Below are 19575 nucleotides of genomic sequence, written 5' to 3'. Positions count from 1 at the left end.
GGTCAGCCCTCCGCGCGATCGGTGTCTGCGCCGCCGCCGTGGGCACCGTCCCCGTGGGCACCGTCCCCGTGTGCGCCGTGCCCGTGTGGGCCGTCCCCGTGTGGGCCGTCCCCGTGTGCGCCGTCGCCGTGGGCACGGCTATCCTCGCTGTCGGCGTGCTCATGCGCGCCGCTCTCCGACCAGCCGATCGCGTGCGAGGAACCCGCCGCGCCGGACCCGTCCGAATGGGAGTCACCGAAATCAGCGGGGCGCGAATCGCCGCTGTGGCCCCCCTGAGTCATCGGAAGCATCGTCTCGCCGAGCAATGACGGAACCCGCCCGAGCGCCTCGGCCGTCGCGACGCCCTGGCTGTCGTCGGGGTGGGCGATGAGCCCGAGTTCGCTGGGTGCCGCGAGGAGCGGATGCCGCGGCAATACTCGCACGGTGTAGCCGAACCCGCCCGAGTGCACGAGCCGGACCTCACCCTCGAAGATCGTCTCGCGCGATCCATCGGCCGGTTCATCCGGGGCCGTGCCCGCGTTCGCGCTCTCGGCGGGTCGCAGCTCGGCGATCCTCGTCGAGGTGAGTTCTCCATCGAAGGAGGCGGCACCGTAGACGACCTGCACGCTCAATTCATCCGGCGACAGACCCGCCGTGAGGATGCGGGCTCGCAGGCGCAGGACGTCGTCCACCTGCGGCACGTGCTCGAGTCCACCCGATTCGACGTGGGCGACCGCGACGCCCGGCCAGGCACCGCGCACGCGCTGCTTCCAGGCGGCCAACTCGCGGGCCGGGCGGGAGTTCTCGGGCGCGAGGGTAGCTCGCGAACGCGCCGCGGGAAGGTAGAGGTTCTCGACATACTCGCGCACCATGCGCTCGGCGCTGAGCTCGGGTGACAGGTGGGCGAGCGAATGCCGCACGCGCGACATCCAGGCCCTCGGCACACCGTCGTCGCCGCGGTCGTAGAACTCGGGCACGACGCGCGTCTCGAGCAGTTCGTAGAGCGCGTTGGCCTCGAACAGGTCGCGCTCCTCGCTGGCCCCCTCGCCCGGAGCCGTGGGAATCGCCCAGCCGTTGACGCCGTCGAAGTATTCGTTCCACCAGCCGTCGAGGATGGACAGGTTGAGCGAACCGTTCATGGCCGCCTTCATGCCCGAGGTGCCGCACGCCTCGAGCGGGCGAAGCGGGTTGTTCAGCCAGACATCCGTGCCCGGATAGAGCACCTGGGCCATGCGGATGTCGTAGTTGGTGAGGAACACGATGCGCCCGCGCACGGCCGGCTGCTGCGCGAACTCGACGAGCTTCTGGATGAGACGCTTGCCGTCCTCGTCGTGGGGGTGCGATTTGCCGGCGACGACGATCTGCACGGGTCGGTCGGGGTCGGTCAGGATGCGCGTCAGGCGCTCCTGATCGTGCAACATGAGCGTCAGTCGCTTATAGGTGGGCACGCGGCGCGCGAAACCGATGGTCAAGACATCGGGGTCGAGCACGTGGTCGATCCAGTCCGGCGTGATGCCGCCGCGGTTCTGCTCCAGCCACAGGGCCCGTTCGCGCTCGCGGGCATCCGACACCAACGCCTGCTTCATCTCGCGGCGCACGCGCCACAGGTCGTCGTCGGAGAGGGCTTCGGACTGCCAGTCGACGCTCGTCGTGTCGGTCGTGCCGAAACGCTCCTCGGCGAGCCGCACGAGCCGCGAATCCGTCCACGTCGCGGCGTGCACGCCGTTGGTGATCGACCCGATGGGCACGTCGGCCTGCTCGAAACCGGGCCACAACTTCTGGAACATGCCGCGCGACACGTCGCCGTGCAGCTCGGACACGCCGTTGGCACGCTGGGCCAGCCGCAAACCCATGAAGGCCATGTTGAACGCGGATGCGTCGCCGCCCGCGCCCGCGTCACCCCCGTCTGTCGGCTCGGCCCCGAGAGCGAGCGCATCGCCCGGGTCGACGCCCGGAAGCAAGTCGCCACCCTCGAGGTAACGCGCCACGAGACCCCGATCGAAGCGATCGATTCCCGCGGGAACGGGCGTGTGCGTCGTGAAGACCGTGCCGGCCCGCACGACCTCGAGAGCCTCGGCGAACGAGAGACCCTGCCCGATGAGCGACGAGATGCGTTCGAGGCCGAGGAACCCGGCGTGCCCCTCGTTGGTGTGGAAGACCGTCGGGAACGGGATATCGGACAGATCGCACCAGTATTCGACCGCTCGAACTCCCCCGATGCCGAGAAGAAGTTCCTGGCGCAGCCGGTGCTCGGTGTCGCCGCCATACAGGCGATCGGTGACGGCACGGTATTCGACCGTGTTCTCGGGGATGTCGGTGTCGAGCAAGAGGAGCGGCACGCGCCCCACCTCGGCGCGCCACACACGGGCCGACAAGGCTCCGCCGTCGGGCATCGCCAGGGTGACGACCACGGGGGTGGCGTCGGCGTTTCGCAGCAACTGGATGGGCAGGCCATCCGCATCGAGAACCGGGTAGCTCTCCTTCTGCCAGCCGTCGGCCGACAGCGACTGTGCGAAATAACCGGCCCGATAGAACAGGCCGACGGCCACGAGGGGCACGCCGAGATCTGACGCGGCTTTCAAGTGATCGCCCGCCAGGATTCCGAGGCCACCCGAATACTGCGGCAACGACGCCGCGATGCCGAATTCCGGCGAAAAATATGCGATGGATGTCGGCGCGTCGTCACCCAGCGATTGATACCAGCGCGGCTCCCGCAGGTAGACCTCGAGGTCGGAGCGCAGCCCGTTCGCCCACTCGACGAAGCCGCGATCGTCGGCCAATTGGCGCAGACGGTCGGCCCCGATCGCGCCCAGCAATGCCACCGGATCGTGCCCCGTGGACTCCCACAACTCGGCGCTCATCTCGCGGAACAGGCGCTTCGTCGGCTCGTGCCAACTCCACCGCAGGTTCGAGGCGAGCACGCCGAGCGCGTCGAGAGCGGGAGGGAGCACGGGCCGCACGGTAAATCGTCTGATCGCCTTCACCCGCTCAGCATAAACCGGTGGTGTGAACTCCCTCTTAGATGCTGTGCCCGGACGATACAACCCCTCACAGAGGCAGCCCGACTCCGGTACGGTCGGACAAGGACCAACGGTAAGGGGAGCGGCTCTCGTGGCAGCAGAAAAAGGCAACCGACGTCGGACACCGGCGAAGACCACCAAGAAGGCTTCGTCGCCCCAAGCGGCCGCGGCCGACGGGATTGTGACGAACCCGGGGGCAGTGGCCCCGGGCGCAGCGAACCCCGGCGCGGTGAACCCGGGCGCGGCGGATACCGTCGAAACCACGATCGTGGAACCATCACCGCCGACGCCGCCCGCGACGGCCGCGTCGCACACACCCGATTCACCGGCCGACGACGCTGCACCGGCCGCCGCCGACGCCGCACCGACCCAGCCGGGCACCGAGAACGTTCCGACCGAGGCATCGGGCGGCGACCTGCCGACGAGCGGTTCGACCGCCGGCGCCTCTGCCACGGCTGGCGCGGCCGCGCTCGACCTCTCGCTCGCTGCGAACCAGGGCGATTCCGCCACTCCGACGGCACCCGACGCTGCGCAGCAGGCGGCCAGCGACTTCCGACCCGTCATCGGTCGCATCCCCGTGCTCGACGTGACCCCCGCGCTCCCCGACCACCTGTGGCCGGCCAAAGCCGTCGTCGGCGAGGTCGTCGAGTTCGGCGCCACCGCCTTCCGCGAGGGGCACGACCTCATCGGCACGCAGCTGCTCCTCACCGACCCGTCGGGCACCACGACGGCTCACCGCCTCTCCCCCGGCGCCCCGGGCCTCGACCGCTGGGAAGGGCTCGTCCGCGTAGATGTCGAGGGCGACTACACCTTCCGCGTGCGCGCGTTCGCCGACGACTGGGCCACGTGGCAGCACGCCGCCGAAATCAAGGTGCCCGCCGGCATCGATGTCGAGCTCATGTTCCAGATCGGCGCGGGGCTCGCCGCCCTCGCCGCCGACCAGCCCGAACGCTCCGAAGACGCCCGCGCCCGCCTCTCGGCGGCCGCCCGCACGCTGCTCGACGACGAACGCTCGATCGACGAGCGCGCCGCCGTGATCGGCGACGAGACCGTGTCAGCGCTCCTCGCCGACATCCCGCTGGCCTCGCTCGAAAGCTTCTCCGACGAGCGCACCCTGCGCGTCGAGCGTCGCCGCGCCGGTGTCGGCTCCTGGTACGAGTTCTTCCCCCGCTCCGAGGGTGCCGTCAAGAATGCCGACGGATCCTGGCAATCCGGAACGTTCCGCACCGCGGCCCGGCGCCTCGAAGGTGTGGCGGCAATGGGCTTCGACGTGCTCTACCTGCCGCCCATCCATCCCATCGGCCACGCGTTCCGTAAGGGCCCGAACAACACCATGAACCCGGGGCCGCACGACCCCGGATCGCCGTGGGCCATCGGCTCGGCCGAGGGCGGGCACGACGCCATCCACCCCGACCTCGGCACCGTCGAAGACTTCGAATTCTTCGTCGCCGAGGCGCGGAAACACGGCATCGAGGTCGCCCTCGACTTCGCGCTGCAGGCGTCGCCCGACCACCCGTGGGTCACCGAGCATCCCGAATGGTTCACCACCCTGCCCGACGGCACCATCGCCTACGCCGAAAACCCGCCGAAGAAGTATCAGGACATCTACCCGATCAACTTCGACAACGACCCCGAGGGCATCCGCCAGGAAGCGCTGCGCGTGCTGCGGCACTGGATCGACCTGGGCGTGCACATCTTCCGCGTCGACAACCCGCACACCAAACCGCTCGACTTCTGGGAGTGGATCATGCACGAGGTGCGCCAGACGCACCCCGACATCGTGTTCCTCGCCGAAGCCTTCACGCGCCCCGCCATGCTGCAGGGGCTCGCCAAGGTGGGCTTCCAGCAGAGCTATAGCTACTTCACGTGGCGCAACACCAAGGAAGAGCTCGAGGAGTTCTTCCAGAGCATCTCCCACGAGACGAGCGACTTCCTGCGCCCGAACCTCTTCGTCAACACACCCGACATCCTCACCGAGTACCTGCAATTCGGTGGGCCGAGCGCCTACACGATCCGCGCAGCTCTCGCCGCGACGGCCGCGCCCGTCTGGGGTGTCTACTCCGGATTCGAGTTGTTCGAGAACGTGGCCCGACCGGGCGCCGAAGAGAACATCGACAACGAGAAGTACGAATACAAGCCGCGCGACTTCGCGGCCGCCGAACAGGCCGGCGCATCGCTAGGCCTGTACCTCGGGCTGCTCAACAAGATCCGCCGCGAGCACCCCGCCCTGCAGCAGCTGCGCAACCTGACGCTGCATGCGAGCGATGACGACAGCATCCTCGTCTACAGCAAATTCCTCGACGGCGCTTTCACCGAAAGCGGCACGAGTGACCGCATCCTCGTCGTCGCCAACGTCGACCCGCACTCCGTCCGCGAGACCACGGTGCACCTCGACACGACCGCGTTCGGCATTCCGCAGGGCGCCGCCTACGAGGTCACCGACCTCGTGACCGGCGACACCTACACGTGGGGGGACCACAACTACGTGCGACTGGATGCGTTCTCGCACCCGGTGCACATCTTCGAGGCGAAGGAGATCCGCCCATGACCCCTCCCCGTTTCCCCTGGTCCAAGAAGTCGGCCGACGAGCCCGACGAGACCACATCGACACCCGCACCGAAGGCTGAGGAACCTGTGACCGAACAGAACGAGAAGCCCGACGCAACCACGCCCGTCTCCGAAGCGCCGGGCGTGGAGCACGCGCACCACGCGGAGCCGTTCGGCGAATACGCCGGCCAGGACCGCGACCCCGAAACCATCTCGCCCGAGGCCGAGGCGCACGCCGACGAGGTCGAGGAAGAGCTGCCCGCCCAGGTCAGCCAGTTCGATGGCGATGCCTCGGATGTCGTGATCGACGTTCCCGGCAACGAGCCCGAGGCCGCGACCGCGACCGCGACCGAAGACAGCGCCGCCGCCCCCGAGGTCGTCCCGGCGGCCGACACCGCGACCGAAACAGCGGCCGACACCGCGACCGTCACACTGACCGCCGCGGCAACGGACGCACCGACGACCGATAGAGACGCATCCGCCGAGGTCGTCTCCTCCTCCGGCTCGCCCGACGACGGAGCGGCCGCATCGGCTTCAGCCCACGACTCTTCCGACGCACAGTCCTTGGAGGCGACCCCCGTCGACCCCACGGTCGACGAGTGGATTCTCGAAGCCGTCGCCGAGGGCCGGTACTACTCCCCCCACAGCGTTCTCGGCATCCACCCGCTCGGCGGTGGCCGCACGGTCATCCGCGCCCGACGCCCCTTGGCAGAATCGGTCACCGCGCACCTCGAGCCGGGCGGCACCGTCGCGCTCGAGCACGCCCACGCCGGCATCTGGCAGGGCGTCTTCGACGGCGACCCCGTCGACTACACCGTCGAGGCCACCTATGAAGACGGTCCCCCCTGGATCGCCGACGACCCTTACCGTTTCGCCCCGACCATCGGCGAACTCGACCTGCACCTCATCGGTGAAGGTCGCCACGAAGAGCTCTGGACCGCCCTCGGCGCGCACGTGCGAACCCACGGCGGCATCTCGGGCGTGAGCTTCTCGGTGTGGGCCCCCAACGCCCAGGCCGCACGCGTCGTCGGCGACTTCAACGGCTGGGATGGCACGGGCCACGCGCTCCGCAACATGGGTTCGACGGGTGTGTGGGAGATCTTCGTGCCCGGCCTCGAAGCCGACGCGCTCTACAAGTTCGACCTCCTGGGCCAGGACAACGTCTGGCACCGCAAAGCCGACCCGATGGCGCGTTTCGCCGAGCAGTCCCCCGGCACCGCGTCCATCGTCGCTCCGCCGTCGACACACGAATGGCAAGATGCCGCGTGGCTCGAGCAGCGCGCCACCACCGAGGTGCACCGCCGACCCATGAGCGTCTACGAGATGCACGTCGGTTCGTGGCGTCCGGGCCTCGGCTACCGCGAACTCGCCGAACCGCTCATCGACTATGTGCTCGCCCTCGGCTACACGCACGTTGAATTCATGCCGCTCGCCGAGCATCCCTTCGGTGGCTCGTGGGGCTACCAGGTGACGGGTTACTACGCCCCCACCAGCCGTTTCGGCAACGCCGACGACCTGCGCTACCTCATCGACCGTCTGCACGGCGCCGGCATCGGCGTTCTGCTCGACTGGGTTCCCGGGCACTTCCCCAAGGATGGCTGGGCGCTGGCGAACTTCGACGGCCAGCCGCTCTACGAGCACCCCGACCCGCGCCGCGGCGAGCAGAAGGACTGGGGCACACTCGTCTTCGACTTCGGCCAGCGCCAGGTCAAGAACTTCCTGGTCGCCAACGCGCTCTACTGGCTCGAAGAGTTCCACGTCGACGGCCTGCGTGTCGACGCCGTCGCTTCGATGCTCTACCTCGACTACTCGCGCAACGAGGGCGAGTGGCTGCCGAACCAATACGGTGGCCGCGAAAACCTCGAGGCGATCTCGCTGCTGCAGGAAGCCAACGCGACGGCCTACAAGCGCAACCCCGGCGTCGTCGTGATCGCCGAGGAATCCACCAGCTGGCCCGGTGTCACCAAGCCCACGAGCGAAGGCGGCCTCGGTTTCGGCTACAAGTGGAACATGGGATGGATGCACGACTCGTTGCAGTACATCCAGGAGGACCCGCTCTACCGTTCGTACCACCACAACGAGCTCACGTTCTCGCTCGTCTATGCGTTCAGCGAGAATTTCCTCCTGCCGATCAGCCACGACGAGGTCGTGCACGGCAAGGGGTCGCTCTTCAGCAAGATGCCCGGCGACCACTGGCAGAAACTCGCGAATATGCGCGCCTACCTCGCCTTCATGTGGGCGCACCCCGGCAAGCAGCTGCTCTTCATGGGCCAAGAGTTCGGGCAGCAGTCCGAATGGTCGGAGGGCCGCGGGCTCGACTGGTGGACCCTCGACCAGCCCAGCCACCAGGGCCTCTTCGACCTCGTGTCGCAGCTCAACAAGTCCTACGTCGCCAACCCGGCCCTGTGGGAGCTGGACGCGTCGCACCAGGGCTTCGAGTGGCTCGACGGTGGCGACGCCGAACGCTCGGTGATCTCCTTCATCCGCTGGGCTGAAGACGGCAGCGCGATCGCCGTCTTCGTCAACTTCTCGGGCTCTCCGCACCACGACTACCGCACGGGCCTGCCCTTTGCCGGCGAGTGGGACGAGATCCTCAACACGGATGCCGCGGCGTTCGGTGGATCCGGTGTCGGCAACATGGGCACCGTCACGGCGACCGACGACCCCTGGGCCGGCCGCAACGCGTCGGCGTCGATGTCGCTGCCGCCCCTCGGCGCGGTCTGGCTCAAGTACCGCGGATAGCGATACCCGTCACACGACGAAACGGCCGGGAGAGGATATGAATCCTTCTCCCGGCCGTTTCGTGTAAGCGGTGCGTGGACCGCGTCTAGAAGAGCAAGTTCGTGAGGCGCCCTCGCGCAATCGCGACTCGCGGGTCATCGAGCCCGACGACCTCGAACAGCTGCAGGAGACGCGCCCGGACGGTGTTCTTGCCGTCGGCGTCCTGCTCGGGGAACAGCATGAGCAGACGGTCGAAAGCATCCTCGACATGCCCGCCCGAGAGGTCGAGGTCGGCGACGTCGAGCTGGGCGCCGAGGTCATCGGGCTTTTGCGCGGCGGCCGAGCGGATCTCGTCGAGCGTCTTGCCGTTCAGGCGGTGCAGCAGGCTCACCTGGGCGAGCCCGGCGTGCGCCATCTTGTCGGTGGGGTTCTGCGCGATGGCCTTCTCATAGGCGCGGATGGCGGCCGGGTAGTCTCCCTGGTCGATCGCGTCGTAGGCCTCCTGGTGCAGCGGCGGCAGCGGCGGCTCCTCGGGGGCTGCGGCCTCCGCGCCCCCCTCGGCGGCCCCCACGACCGTGACCGAGCCCGAGACGCCGCTCTGCGCGGCGGCCTCGAGAACCTGCTCGAACACCTGGCGCACCTGGGGCTCGGGGATGGCACCCTGGAACAGTTGCAGCGGGCGTCCGCCGATGACGGCGGCGACCGTCGGAATGGACTGCGCCTGGAACGCCTGGGTCAGTTGCGGGTTCTGGTCGACGTCGACCTTGACGAGCACGAACCGGCCGCCGAATTCGGCGACGAGCTTGTCGAGGATGGGCGACAGCTGCTTGCACGGCTGGCACCACTCGGCCCACAGGTCGACGATGACGGGAACCTGAGCGGAGAGGTCGAGGAACTGGGTGAAGTTCTCATCGGTTCCGTCGAAGACGAGCCCGGGCAACTCGATAGCTGCGCCGGCAGCACCCGTGCCTCCGGGCTGGCCGGCCGCTGCCTGCCCTGGTGCGCCTGTGGGGGCCCCAGCACCCGCTCCGGCAGCCCCGGCACCATTTGTCGCGCCCGTGGCCTGTGCGGCCGCCTGAGCGTTGGCCCGGTTGACGAGCCCGGACAGGTCGACGGCTCCACGCAGAGCGGCGGGGTTCACATCGAGATTGGCCATGTCTTACAGATCCTCCAGTGATGACAAACAGTAGATGGCGGCGCGCTGCCTACGGCAGTTCGGTGGCGCTCACGAGCCCCTGGCTGAAGCCGAGCAGTCGAATCTTCTCGCTGCTTCCGGTCGGCGGCACGTAGAACAGCAGCTGATCTCCGTAGGTGCTCGTGACACCCTTCTTTGTCTCGGTGAGACCACTCAGTGCCGCGACGGCTCCGGATGTCTTCACGCTCGCGCCCTCTTCGACCGGCTTGACGGTCTCGGAGTCGGTCACGTTGACGGCGATGATGGCACCCGAGTCGTTCGTCGCGAGAGCCAGCGCCGGGCCGGATCCCGCCTTCGTGGCAAATTCGATCGACGCCGTGTCGGGCAGGTCGGCCTTCTTCTTCTCGCGGTCTTCTGACACCTGGGTGCGCAGCGTGTCGCCTTCGGCCGCGAACTGGGCCGCGTATTGCGACCCGTCGCCGTTGGCGAGCACGTCGGCGTAGGCCTCGGCGATCTTGTCAGGTGCGATCAGCAGGAAGCTCGAGTCCGGCGGGATCTGCGAGGCGCCGATGGTGGCGGGCGCGACATCCGGAATCTGAGCCTGGGGCTCGAGCCGCACGGAGTAGTCGATGAGGTAGTTGGCGCGCGGCGTCTCCTGCGTCAGCACGAGCAACGTCGGAGCGACGCTCGTGTCTTCGGCATCCTGGATGACCGTCATCACGGTGCGCGGCCACGTGTCGGAGGCCTGCGGCAGCGTGAGCGTGATGGGCGACGCGGGAATCGCGGCGGTCGCCTGAGCCTCTGCGTTCTTCGAACGGATCTGGTAGTTCGCCTTGCGCTCGTCGAGCGCGGGACCGGTCAAGCGCGTGGCCGCGACGTCGGCGCTCTTCTGCTCGTCGGCGTCGGCGACGACCGCCGAGATCTTCGACACGATGCGCTCGATCTGCGGCACGCTGACGACGGGCGCGGGCTGGCTGTCATCCGTGGCGGCCGCATCGGTCGAGGTGCTGGTCGGAGTGGCGCTCTGGGCCGGCGGCTGCGGCCAGAAACTCGGACTGCAACCGCTCAGGGCCAGCGACGAGACGAGGGCGACGGGGATGACCGCGATGAGGGCGTTGCGGCGTGCGGCTTTGGGGCGCTGGGCTTTGGGAGCGCGCGGCAGTTTCTTCTGGCCGTCGAGCGGCGGCAGCGACTTGCGGCGCGGGCCGCGCGAACGGCGCATGTGGCGCAGGCCCAGCAGGTAGAGCACGAGGCCGACAGCCAGCAGGATGATGCCGCCGACGATCAAAGGGCCTGCCCACGGTGTGGCGTTGTCGAGCGGCCACGAGAGCTTGACGGTGGAAGGGGCGGGCTCCGAGCCATCCGAAGCGATCAGCACACTCACGTCGTCGGGCACGCTCATGGGCGCAATGAGGGCGCGGTCTTCGGTGAACTCGCCGAGCCACAGGTCGGAACCGGCGGGGTCGGTCACGTCTGAGGCCGCATCGGCGTCGGTCGATGCGTCATCCCCCGAATTGGACCCGGTAGACGTGTCGGCGGGCTTCGGCGTCACGACGTCGGACACGAGCTTCTTCTCGTCATCGAGTGTCAGCAGGTTGTACTTCGACTCCCCCAGCCACGCCTTCACGTCGGATGTGCGGCCGTAGGCAAGATAGGCCTTCGACGAACCGGCCAACGTCACAGTCTGTTGACCAGGGTTGGCGTTCAGTGTGGTGCCGTCGATGACCGTGTAGGGCAGCTCGCCCGACACCTTCACGTCGACCGTCTGGGTCGGCGGACCCAGGAACACGGTGCGTTGAGCGATGCCCGTGATGATCATGGCGGCGGCCACGACGAACGCGGCTATAGCGAGTACGAATCGCACGAAATCTCCTCCTGGGTCGCCGTTGCGGGGGTTCTCGCACCCGTCGACAGGGGTTCGTGACGGGCGGACGGCGACGAACACAGACATTCCAGACTAGCGGCACAGTCTGAGAGGCGTCTAGAAAGTGAGCGGAGGCGCATGCGCAACGGGGTCGGCCCTCGGCGGGGCGGGGGCGCGCCGCGCGCTACGATGAAGCGATATTGCGGCCGGGGTCTCTCCGGCCGTTCGCGCCGAAGGGGCACCCATGAAGATTCAGAATCCGTTCCGGTTCGGCCTGGTCGCGACGCTCGGCGTCGGCCTCGGCCTGCTGATCATCACGTCGATCATCTCGCTGCAGACCATCCTGATCTATATCGGTGCGGCCCTCTTCATCGCCCTCGGTCTCGAGCCGATAGTCGGATGGCTCGAGAAGAAGCACTTCCCGCGCTGGTCGGCCGTGCTCATCGTCGTCGTGGGCGTCCTCGCGCTGGTCGCGGGCCTCGTGTGGATGCTCGTGCCCATCATCGCCGAGCAGATCACGAAGCTCGTCAAGCTCATCCCCACCATCCAGCAGCAGATCGGTGACCTGAGTCTCGTCGAGTACATCAAGGCACAGTTCCCCTGGGTGCCGGTCGACAACATCATCGGCGAGGTCGGCAAGTTCTTCAGCGACGTGAACAGCGTCGCCAACCTGACCGGTGGTCTGCTGTCCTTCGTCGTCGGAGTCGGTTCCGCGCTCTTCGGCGTGCTGATCGTCCTCATCCTCACCCTGTACTTCACGGCGTCTCTGCCCTCGATGAAGCGCGGCATGTACCAGCTGGTGCCCGCGTCGAAGCGTGCGAACTTCGCCGACCTGTCCGAGCAGATCACGTCCTCCGTCGGGCGTTACGTCATCGGCCAGGCATCGACGGCCGCCATCAACGGCGTGTTGTCGTTCATCTTCCTGTCGATCATCCAGGCGCCGTTCCCGGCCGTCCTCGCGGTCGTCGCGTTCTCGTTCTCGCTCATCCCGCTCGTGGGAACGCTGACGGGCTCCATCATCATCACGCTCGTCTGCTTCATTCCGGGCCTCGGCGGCGTGACCACGGCCATCACCGCGGCCATCTACTACCTCATCTACATGCAGATCGAGGCGTATGTCTTGAGCCCTCGCATCATGAGCCGGGCCGTCGCCGTGCCCGGAGCCGTCGTCGTCATCGCCGCCCTGGCCGGTGGCTCGCTGCTCGGACTCCTCGGCGCGCTCATCGCCATCCCGACGGCCGCGTCGATCCTGCTCATCATCAAACAGGTCCTCATCCCGCGCCAGAACGAGCTGTAGGACCTCCGCGCCGGCCGAAGCGTCAGCCGTTCCAGACGGTCGGCAGGGGCAACGCCTCGGGGTTCACGGCGCGCACGATCTCGGTCAGCACCGTGCGGGTCTGAGACTCCCCGACCCACAGGTGTTTGCCGCCGGCCACCGGGATGAGCGTCATGTCCGGAACCGACGCAAAACGTTCGGCCGCGGCATCCGGACGCAGGTATTCGTCGAACTCGGGGATCAGAGCGATGAGTGTGCGCGGGTCACCCTGCCAGGCCGCAACCTCCTCGGCCGTTGCGCGGTGCAGCGGCGGCGACAACAGGATGGCCCCGTCGACGTCGTGCTGTCGGCCGTACTTCAGCGCCAACTCGGTGCCGAACGACCAGCCCACGAGCCACGGATGCGGCAGCGAGAACTGCGCGACCAGGTCCATCGCCGCGCGCACATCGGCTTCTTCGCCGATGCCCTGCTCGAACGCCCCGTCGCTCGTACCCCGGGGAGACGTCGTTCCGCGCGTGTTGAACCGCAGCACGGCCAGTTGTGCCAGCGCGGGAAGCCTCGCCGCGGCCTTGCGCAGAATGTGCGAGTCCATGAAGCCGCCGTGGGTCGGCAGTGGGTGCAGCGTCACGAGCGTGGCGACCGGGTCGCCGTGTTCGGGGAGCGCCAGCTCGCCGACGAGCGTGAGCCCGTCCTCCGTGTGCAGCTCCACGTCTTGCCGCCGAGCGGGAAGCTCGACGCTCCCCCGGATCTCGATCTCGTCGCTCATACTCGTCCTGTCGCTTATCTTGTCGTTCTCTGTCTCTCGCCGCTGTCAGGCCACGTCATGCCGCGTCATGCCGCGGATGCCGCTGTAGCGCCGTGGATGTCGCCGCCGTAGTCTGGCTCAGGCGATGTTCCAACAGTGCAGGTGCCAGTGGCGCCGCGCGGCGAGGTCGGCCTCGTCACCCATGACGCCGTCTGCGCGCCACGCCACGATGTGCGCCACCCCGATCTGGATGCCGAGCTGGCACCCGGGGCAGATGTAGACCTTGGCGGCCTGGGTGGCCGACACCGGCTGCACGTTCCATTCACGGCCGCGGCGGGTTTCGGTACGCCGCCAACCCGACATCAGATAAGAGAGATCTTCATCGTTGTTCGAGGGTTTGCGCCCGCGGGGCCGGTTGCTTCTGGGCATGAAACCATCCTAGGGAACAACGAAGGGGCCGCATCCGAAGATGCGACCCCAGCGTGAGTGGTTCAGCGTTGTTCTTAGTACCAGTTCATGGCCTGCGAGTGAGCCCAGGCGCCACACGGGCTGCCGTAGCGCCCCGTGATATAGCCGAGACCCCAGGTGATCTGGGTGGCCGGGTTGGTCTGCCAGTCGGCACCAGCCGTCGCCATCTTGCTGCCGGGGAGCGCCTGCGGAATGCCGTAGGCACCCGAGGAGCCGTTGTTCGCGTTGACGCGCCAACCCGACTCCTTGTTCCACAGGGAAACGAGGCAGGAGTACTGGTCATCGCCCATGCCACGCGCCGCGAGCATGTCGCGCGCGATGGCCTTGGCCGACCCGGGGTCGGGGGCCGCGGCCACGGGAGCCACGCCCGAACCTGTTGCGGCCTTCTTGGTGGCGGTACCGGTGGCGGGGGTCTCGACGACCGGCGTCGGTGTCGGGGTCGGCTTGGGAGCCAACACGACCTCGTAGCCGTCGCGGTCGAAGCCGGTCTCGTACCCACCCGCGACGGCGACCGTCTGAGCGGCCTCGCCGTCGAAGCGTTGACCGGCCGGCTGGTAGTACGGCGACGCGATAGCGCCTGCCGTCGGGTCTACCACGTTGACCATGACGACCCCGGATGCCGCGGCGAATGCGAATGCGAAGAGCGCAATTCGCGACCGGGATCGAGGTCTGTGGAACGCCGCTCGAGTGCCTCGAGTCGGCTTGGATGCTGGAAGATTCACTACATGCTTACCCACGATCATCCGATTTTAGCCGAGATGTCGTGTATTAGCCACCCGAGGGGGGTCGGTTCAGCGAACCGCCAGCATGACTTCGACGACGCTGTCGAGGAGAAGGTCGACCTGCGACTCCCGATATCCCCCGCGCTGAGCGGAGAACGCGACCGTGCGGACCTGCTCTATATTGACCGGTTTTCCCTCTTCGAAATAGGCGATGAGGCGTTCGGCCAGGGCATCCACCTCTGACCGGCGGTAGCCCTTGGAGAGCACGCTCACTCGCGAGAAGCGTTCACCGTCGGGGCGGGCGAGCCGGTTCAGGATGACCTGCGCGGTCTCTCGAGCCGACGAGAGCCACTCGCGTTTCCCTGCCTCTTCGAACGCGCGCTCGCGTTCTCGCAGGAAGAAGGCGTCTTCGAGACGCTCGAGCGCGGCGTCCACATAGGCGGTCGAGTATCCACCCTTCTTCAGGCCGAACGACACGTGCCGAATCTCGTCGGATGTCATGCCACCCTCGTCATCGGCGTCATAAGCCGCGCGAGCCCGGGCGAGGAACGCGTCGACCTCGCGCTGGTCGTACCCTTTGCTGCGACGTTTGGCCGTCGGGAATGTCGTTGTCACGCGACTATTCTGCCTTACCGCGGCGGAGGCTCGGCGCGGAGCACGTGGCCCGCGTCATCCGAGCGGTGTCTGCAGGTTGACGATCAGGAACACGGCCAACGCGATGGGTGCCGACGGCAGCATGGAGTCGAGCCGGTCGAGGATGCCGCCGTGCCCGGGCAGCCACGAGCTCATGTCTTTGACACCCATATCGCGTTTGATCAGCGACTCGGTGAGGTCTCCCATGGTGGCGGTGCCCAGGATGAGCACGCCCAGGATGACTCCGACCCACCACTCGACCTGCAGCATGAAGATCGCCAGCAGCATGCCCGCGATGACCGCCGCGATGCCGGCCCCGATGAAGCCTTCCCACGTCTTCTTGGGGCTGATTCGCGGCGCCATCGGATGCTTGCCGAAGTTCAGCCCGGCCACATAGGCCCCGGTGTCGACCGAGACGACGAGGATGAGGAACGCGAGCACCCACCACTGGCCGCCCTCCTGCCGCACGAGGACGACGGCGAAGGATGCGAGGAACGGCACGTAGATCTGCACGAACGCTCCGGTCGCGAGGTCGGCGACGGTATCGATCGCGGATCGGCTCGTCTGGGAGGCCATCTGCGCCAGGAGGCGCCATACGACGACGACCGCGATCGAGCCGAGCAGAGCCGACCACCGCACGGCGCCGTCGCCGAGGTAGCCGGAAGCGACGATGCCGACGCCGAAGACGACCTGCGGTATGGCGTCGAGCCGGCGCCCCGACTTGTTGAGCGCCTGGACTAACTCGAAGGTCGTGATCGCGACGATGAGGGCCGCGAAGATGACGAAGACCCATTTGAGGAAGATGAGGCTCGAGATGAGCAGCAGACCGAGCACCAATCCGATGCCGATGGCGAGCACCAGGTTGCGCCCGGTGCGGGCCTCGATGCGCTCGTTGGCCTGGTCGATTTGCGCGCGCGTCGCCTGCACCTGCCGCTCGATGTCGGCGCGCTTGGCCTTCAGTTGCGACTGGAGTTCATCGCGGCTGAGGCGTTTGCGGGCAGCAACGCGCGGCACCTTCCCTGTGCGGGGTTCGTGTGGATCGGTCATCATATCGCCGCCTGGGGCGGACGCGGGTGTTCCACGAGGCGTCAGACCTCGAGGAGCTCCGCTTCCTTGCGCTTGAGCGCGTCGTCGATCTGGTCGATGTGGGTCTTGGTGAGCGCCTCGAGTTCTTTTTCGGCGCGGGCCACATCGTCGTCCCCGACCTCGCTCTTCAGCGCCTCGAGGTCATCCTTGCCCTTACGACGGATGTTGCGCACGGCGACCTTGGCATCTTCACCCTTGCCGCGCACGATCTTCACGTATTCGCGGCGACGCTCTTCGGTGAGCTCGGGAAGGGTGACGCGCACGATGGTGCCGTCGTTGGTGGGGTTGGCTCCGAGGTTCGGGGTGTCGCGGATGGCCTGCTCGATGTCTTTCAGAGCGGACTTGTCATAGGGCGTGACGATGAGTGTGCGCGCCTCTTGGTTCTGCAGCGATGCGAGCTGCTCGAGCGGCGTCGGCGTGCCGTAGTAGCTCACCTGGATCTTCTGGAACATCTGCGGGTTGGCACGGCCCGTGCGAACCGAGGCGAAATCGTCTTTGGCGACCTCGACGGCCTTGTTCATTCGGGCGCCGGTGTCTGACAGAACATCCGCGATCACGGGGACTCCTTCTCGTTGCGTGCAGTCGTCACCATTCTATGGTGAACGGATGATGACGACATACGGGTGGCGCCGGGGCGCCCGGGTGGGGTGGTGCTAGTTCTGGACCAGGGTGCCGAGGCCGGCGCCGAGGATGGCGGCGGTCACGTTGCCGGCCGGCTGCATGCCGAAGACCTGCATCGGCATGTTGTTGTCCATGCACAGGCTGAAGGCGGTCGAGTCGACGACCTTCAGGCCGCGCTGCAGGGCCTCCTGGTAGGTAATGTGGTCGATCTTGTGGGCGTCAGGGTTTTGGCGGGGGTCGTCCGAGTAGACGCCGTCGACACCGTTCTTGGCCACGAGTACGACGTCGGCACCGATTTCGAGGGCGCGTTGCGCGGCAACCGTGTCGGTGGAGAAGTAGGGAAGCCCGGCGCCGGCGCCGAAGATGACGACGCGACCCTTTTCGAGGTGGCGTTCGGCACGGCGCGGGATGTAGGGCTCGGCGACCTGCGTCATCGAGATGGCGGACTGAACACGCGTGGCGGCGCCGGCCTGCTCGAGGAAGTCCTGCAGGGCGAGGGCGTTCATGACGGTTCCCAGCATGCCCATGTAGTCGGCACGGCCGCGGTCCATGCCGCGCTGCGACAGCTCGGCGCCGCGGAAGAAGTTTCCGCCGCCGACGACGATGGCCACCTCGACCTCTTGGGCCGCCTGGGCGATCTCCTGGGCGATGGATGCGACGACGTCAGGGTTCACTCCGAGTGCGCCTGCACCGAATGACTCGCCCGACAGTTTCAGCAGTACCCGGCGCTTCTTCTTCTGGTCGGTCATGTGTGCACCCTTTCATCCTGATTTTCACTAAAGCTACTGTGTGCGCACCGCGCTCGGCGTGTGCGCACAAAAAAGGAGCTCGGATTGCGTGAATGCAATCCGAGCTCCTTCGGGGTATTAGGCCCCGACCTTGAAACGAACGAAGCCGGTGATGGTGAGGCCGGCGTCAGCCACAACCTTCTTCACCTGGACCTTGTTGTCTTTCGCGTAGTCCTGCTCGAGCAGTGCGACCTGCTTGAAGAAGGCGCCGAGGCGGCCTTCGACGATCTTGGGCAGGGCTGCCTCGGGCTTGCCCTCGTTGCGGGAGATCTCGGTGACGATCTCGCGCTCCTTCTCGACAGCGTCGGCAGGGACGTCTTCGCGAGCCAGGTACTGCGGGTCGGCGAAGGCGATGTGCTGGGCGATGCTGCGAGCGGTGTCGGCGTCGGAACCGGTGTACCCGACGACCACGCCGACCTGCGGGGGCAGGTCTTTCGAGGTCTTGTGCAGGTAGACGGCGAAGTCGTCACCCGTCACGACGGCGAGGCGGCGGAGTTCCACCTTCTCGCCGATGATGGCGGACTCTTCGTCGATGGCCTGGGCCACCGTCTTGTCACCGGTCGACGCGGCGAGTGCCTCGTCGACGGTGGTTGCACCGGCGGCAACAGCGGCGTCGAGGACGACCTCGGACAGGTTGATGAACTTGTCACCCTTTGCCACGAAGTCGGTCTCACAGGCCAGCTCGATGAGCGTGGTCGTGTTGCCGTTCTGCTTGGCGGCGACGAGGCCCTCGCTCGTGGAGCGGTCGGCGCGCTTGGCGTTCGACTTGGCACCCTTGAGGCGGAGGATCTCGACAGCCTTCTCGAGGTCGCCATCGGCTTCCACGAGTGCGTTCTTGCTGTCCATCATGCCCGCGCCGAGACGGTCGCGGAGCGCTTTCACATCAGCGGCAGTGAAGTTTGCCATTAATATCTGCTTCCTCGTTCTAGGAACTGGTAGGAGGGAAAATTATTCAGCGTCGGCGGCGGGCTGCTTCTCAGCCTCGGTCGCTTCTGCTTCGAGGCGAGCCTCGGTGTCGGCGTCGGCCTCGGGGGTCTTGGGGTCCTCGACCGGGGCGTCTTCCTTAGCCTCGTTCTTGGCCGCAACCTCGGCGTCGGCGTCGTTCTCTTCGGTGGGCAGCGGTGCGGCTTCGCTCTGCGCGAGCAGCTCCTGCTCCCACTCGGCGAGGGGCTCGGTCGGAGCGGAGGACTCGCCGGCTTCGGGCTTCTGGTGACGCTGGATGAGGCCCTCGGCGGCGGCGTCGGCGATGATGCGCGTGAGCAGGCTCACGGAGCGGATCGCGTCGTCGTTACCCGGGATCGGGTAGGTGACTTCGTCGGGGTCGCAGTTGGTGTCGAGGATGCCGATGACGGGGATGCCGAGCTTCTTGGCCTCGTCGATCGCGAGGTGCTCTTTCTTCGTGTCGACAACCCACAGGGCCGAAGGCGTCTTGGTGAGGTTGCGGATACCGCCGAGCGACTTGTGAAGCTTGTCGAGCTCGCGCTTCTTGATGAGCAGCTCTTTCTTGGTGAAGCCGGACTTCGACGAATCTTCGAAGTCGAGCTCTTCGAGCTCCTTCATGCGAGCGAGGCGCTTCGAGACGGTGCTGAAGTTGGTGAGGAGGCCACCGAGCCAACGCTGGTTGACGTAGGGCTGGCCGACGCGCGTCGCCTGCTCGGCGATGCTCTCCTGAGCCTGCTTCTTGGTGCCGACGAAGAGGACGGTGCCGCCGTGGGCGACAGTCTCCTTGACGAAGTCGTAGGCCTTGTCGATGTAGCCGAGCGACTGCTGCAGGTCGATGATGTAGATGCCGGAACGCTCGGTGAAGATGAAACGCTTCATCTTCGGGTTCCAACGGCGGGTCTGGTGCCCGAAGTGCACGCCGCTGTCGAGCAGCTGGCGAATGGTTACGACGGCCATGAGCCGTTCTCCTATTCTGGCGCCCCTGAGGAACGCCACTCGGTTGTTATCCCTGGCCGGATGGCCACTGA

General features: G+C 67.1%; 15 protein-coding genes. 3 read left to right on the top strand and 12 right to left on the bottom strand.

Features of this window, described 5'->3' with window-relative positions; genetic code table 11:
• Nucleotides 1–2 precede the first annotated feature (2 nt).
• Nucleotides 3–2963, bottom strand: a complete 2961-nt coding sequence (gene glgP, locus ACZ6IE_RS06185; RefSeq protein ID WP_464607222.1) for an alpha-glucan family phosphorylase — start codon at nucleotides 2961–2963, stop codon at nucleotides 3–5.
• Between the two features lie 451 nt (nucleotides 2964–3414).
• Between glgP and ACZ6IE_RS06180 the strand changes: the two genes are divergently transcribed.
• Both ACZ6IE_RS06180 and glgB read left to right on the top strand, forming a co-directional pair.
• Nucleotides 3415–5547: an alpha-1,4-glucan--maltose-1-phosphate maltosyltransferase gene (locus ACZ6IE_RS06180; RefSeq protein ID WP_464608593.1), complete on the top strand. Its 2133-nt coding sequence runs from the start codon at nucleotides 3415–3417 to the stop codon at nucleotides 5545–5547.
• Complete coding sequence (gene glgB / locus ACZ6IE_RS06175) at nucleotides 5544–8288, top strand: 1,4-alpha-glucan branching protein GlgB (protein WP_464607221.1); 2745 nt, start codon at nucleotides 5544–5546, stop codon at nucleotides 8286–8288. The genes ACZ6IE_RS06180 and glgB overlap by 4 nt, the downstream gene beginning before the upstream one ends.
• Before the next feature lie 85 nt (nucleotides 8289–8373).
• Here glgB and ACZ6IE_RS06170 read toward each other — a convergent pair whose 3' ends face one another.
• Together ACZ6IE_RS06170 and ACZ6IE_RS06165 are read right to left on the bottom strand one after the other, a co-directional pair.
• Nucleotides 8374–9423, bottom strand: coding sequence for a tetratricopeptide repeat protein (locus ACZ6IE_RS06170; RefSeq protein WP_464607220.1), 1050 nt, complete (start codon nucleotides 9421–9423; stop codon nucleotides 8374–8376).
• A gap of 49 nt (nucleotides 9424–9472) precedes the next feature.
• Nucleotides 9473–11266, bottom strand: a complete 1794-nt coding sequence (locus ACZ6IE_RS06165; RefSeq protein WP_464607219.1) for a DUF8094 domain-containing protein — start codon at nucleotides 11264–11266, stop codon at nucleotides 9473–9475.
• A gap of 244 nt (nucleotides 11267–11510) precedes the next feature.
• Here ACZ6IE_RS06165 and ACZ6IE_RS06160 point away from each other — a divergent pair, with 244 nt between their 5' ends.
• Nucleotides 11511–12563 carry an AI-2E family transporter gene (locus ACZ6IE_RS06160; protein WP_464607218.1) on the top strand — a complete coding sequence of 351 codons (1053 nt, stop codon included), beginning with the start codon at nucleotides 11511–11513 and terminating at the stop codon, nucleotides 12561–12563.
• Between the two features lie 22 nt (nucleotides 12564–12585).
• Here the strand turns inward: ACZ6IE_RS06160 and ACZ6IE_RS06155 are convergent, their stop codons facing one another.
• The 9 genes from ACZ6IE_RS06155 to rpsB all read right to left on the bottom strand — a co-directional run bounded on the left by ACZ6IE_RS06155 (nucleotide 12586) and on the right by rpsB (nucleotide 19504).
• The gene (locus tag ACZ6IE_RS06155; RefSeq protein ID WP_464607217.1) at nucleotides 12586–13308 is read right to left on the bottom strand and encodes an alpha/beta hydrolase; all 723 of its coding nucleotides are present in this window, start codon (nucleotides 13306–13308) and stop codon (nucleotides 12586–12588) included.
• Between the two features lie 117 nt (nucleotides 13309–13425).
• Nucleotides 13426–13716: a hypothetical protein gene (locus ACZ6IE_RS06150; protein WP_464607216.1), complete on the bottom strand. Its 291-nt coding sequence runs from the start codon at nucleotides 13714–13716 to the stop codon at nucleotides 13426–13428.
• A 74-nt stretch (nucleotides 13717–13790) separates the two neighbouring features.
• Complete coding sequence (locus ACZ6IE_RS06145) at nucleotides 13791–14360, bottom strand: aggregation-promoting factor C-terminal-like domain-containing protein (protein ID WP_464607215.1); 570 nt, start codon at nucleotides 14358–14360, stop codon at nucleotides 13791–13793.
• A gap of 186 nt (nucleotides 14361–14546) precedes the next feature.
• Nucleotides 14547–15092 carry a DivIVA domain-containing protein gene (locus ACZ6IE_RS06140; protein WP_464607214.1) on the bottom strand — a complete coding sequence of 182 codons (546 nt, stop codon included), beginning with the start codon at nucleotides 15090–15092 and terminating at the stop codon, nucleotides 14547–14549.
• A 54-nt stretch (nucleotides 15093–15146) separates the two neighbouring features.
• Entirely contained in the window at nucleotides 15147–16157 is a 1011-nt protein-coding gene (locus tag ACZ6IE_RS06135; RefSeq protein ID WP_464607213.1) for a phosphatidate cytidylyltransferase, read from the bottom strand.
• 41 nt (nucleotides 16158–16198) lie between these two features.
• Nucleotides 16199–16753: a ribosome recycling factor gene (gene frr / locus ACZ6IE_RS06130; RefSeq protein WP_079727364.1), complete on the bottom strand. Its 555-nt coding sequence runs from the start codon at nucleotides 16751–16753 to the stop codon at nucleotides 16199–16201.
• Between the two features lie 96 nt (nucleotides 16754–16849).
• The gene (pyrH, locus tag ACZ6IE_RS06125; RefSeq protein WP_464607212.1) at nucleotides 16850–17566 is read right to left on the bottom strand and encodes a UMP kinase; all 717 of its coding nucleotides are present in this window, start codon (nucleotides 17564–17566) and stop codon (nucleotides 16850–16852) included.
• 117 nt (nucleotides 17567–17683) lie between these two features.
• Nucleotides 17684–18511, bottom strand: a complete 828-nt coding sequence (gene tsf / locus ACZ6IE_RS06120) for a translation elongation factor Ts (RefSeq protein ID WP_077053410.1) — start codon at nucleotides 18509–18511, stop codon at nucleotides 17684–17686.
• A gap of 42 nt (nucleotides 18512–18553) precedes the next feature.
• Nucleotides 18554–19504: a 30S ribosomal protein S2 gene (gene rpsB, locus ACZ6IE_RS06115; RefSeq protein ID WP_079727362.1), complete on the bottom strand. Its 951-nt coding sequence runs from the start codon at nucleotides 19502–19504 to the stop codon at nucleotides 18554–18556.
• Nucleotides 19505–19575 lie beyond the last annotated feature (71 nt).

Source organism: Okibacterium sp. AC114 (assembly GCF_979253355.1).
This window is presented reverse-complemented; position numbering and strand designations above follow the sequence as displayed.

Coding starts and splice junctions, on each gene's coding strand:
- glgB (WP_464607221.1), top strand. CDS start 5,544: ATGACCCCTCCCCGTTTCCCCTGGTCCAAGAAGTCGGCCGACGAGCCC.
- ACZ6IE_RS06170 (WP_464607220.1), bottom strand. CDS start 9,423: ATGGCCAATCTCGATGTGAACCCCGCCGCTCTGCGTGGAGCCGTCGAC.
- ACZ6IE_RS06145 (WP_464607215.1), bottom strand. CDS start 14,360: ATGGTCAACGTGGTAGACCCGACGGCAGGCGCTATCGCGTCGCCGTAC.
- ACZ6IE_RS06150 (WP_464607216.1), bottom strand. CDS start 13,716: ATGCCCAGAAGCAACCGGCCCCGCGGGCGCAAACCCTCGAACAACGAT.
- ACZ6IE_RS06155 (WP_464607217.1), bottom strand. CDS start 13,308: ATGAGCGACGAGATCGAGATCCGGGGGAGCGTCGAGCTTCCCGCTCGG.
- tsf (WP_077053410.1), bottom strand. CDS start 18,511: ATGGCAAACTTCACTGCCGCTGATGTGAAAGCGCTCCGCGACCGTCTC.
- ACZ6IE_RS06160 (WP_464607218.1), top strand. CDS start 11,511: ATGAAGATTCAGAATCCGTTCCGGTTCGGCCTGGTCGCGACGCTCGGC.
- rpsB (WP_079727362.1), bottom strand. CDS start 19,504: ATGGCCGTCGTAACCATTCGCCAGCTGCTCGACAGCGGCGTGCACTTC.
- ACZ6IE_RS06135 (WP_464607213.1), bottom strand. CDS start 16,157: ATGACCGATCCACACGAACCCCGCACAGGGAAGGTGCCGCGCGTTGCT.
- pyrH (WP_464607212.1), bottom strand. CDS start 17,566: ATGACCGACCAGAAGAAGAAGCGCCGGGTACTGCTGAAACTGTCGGGC.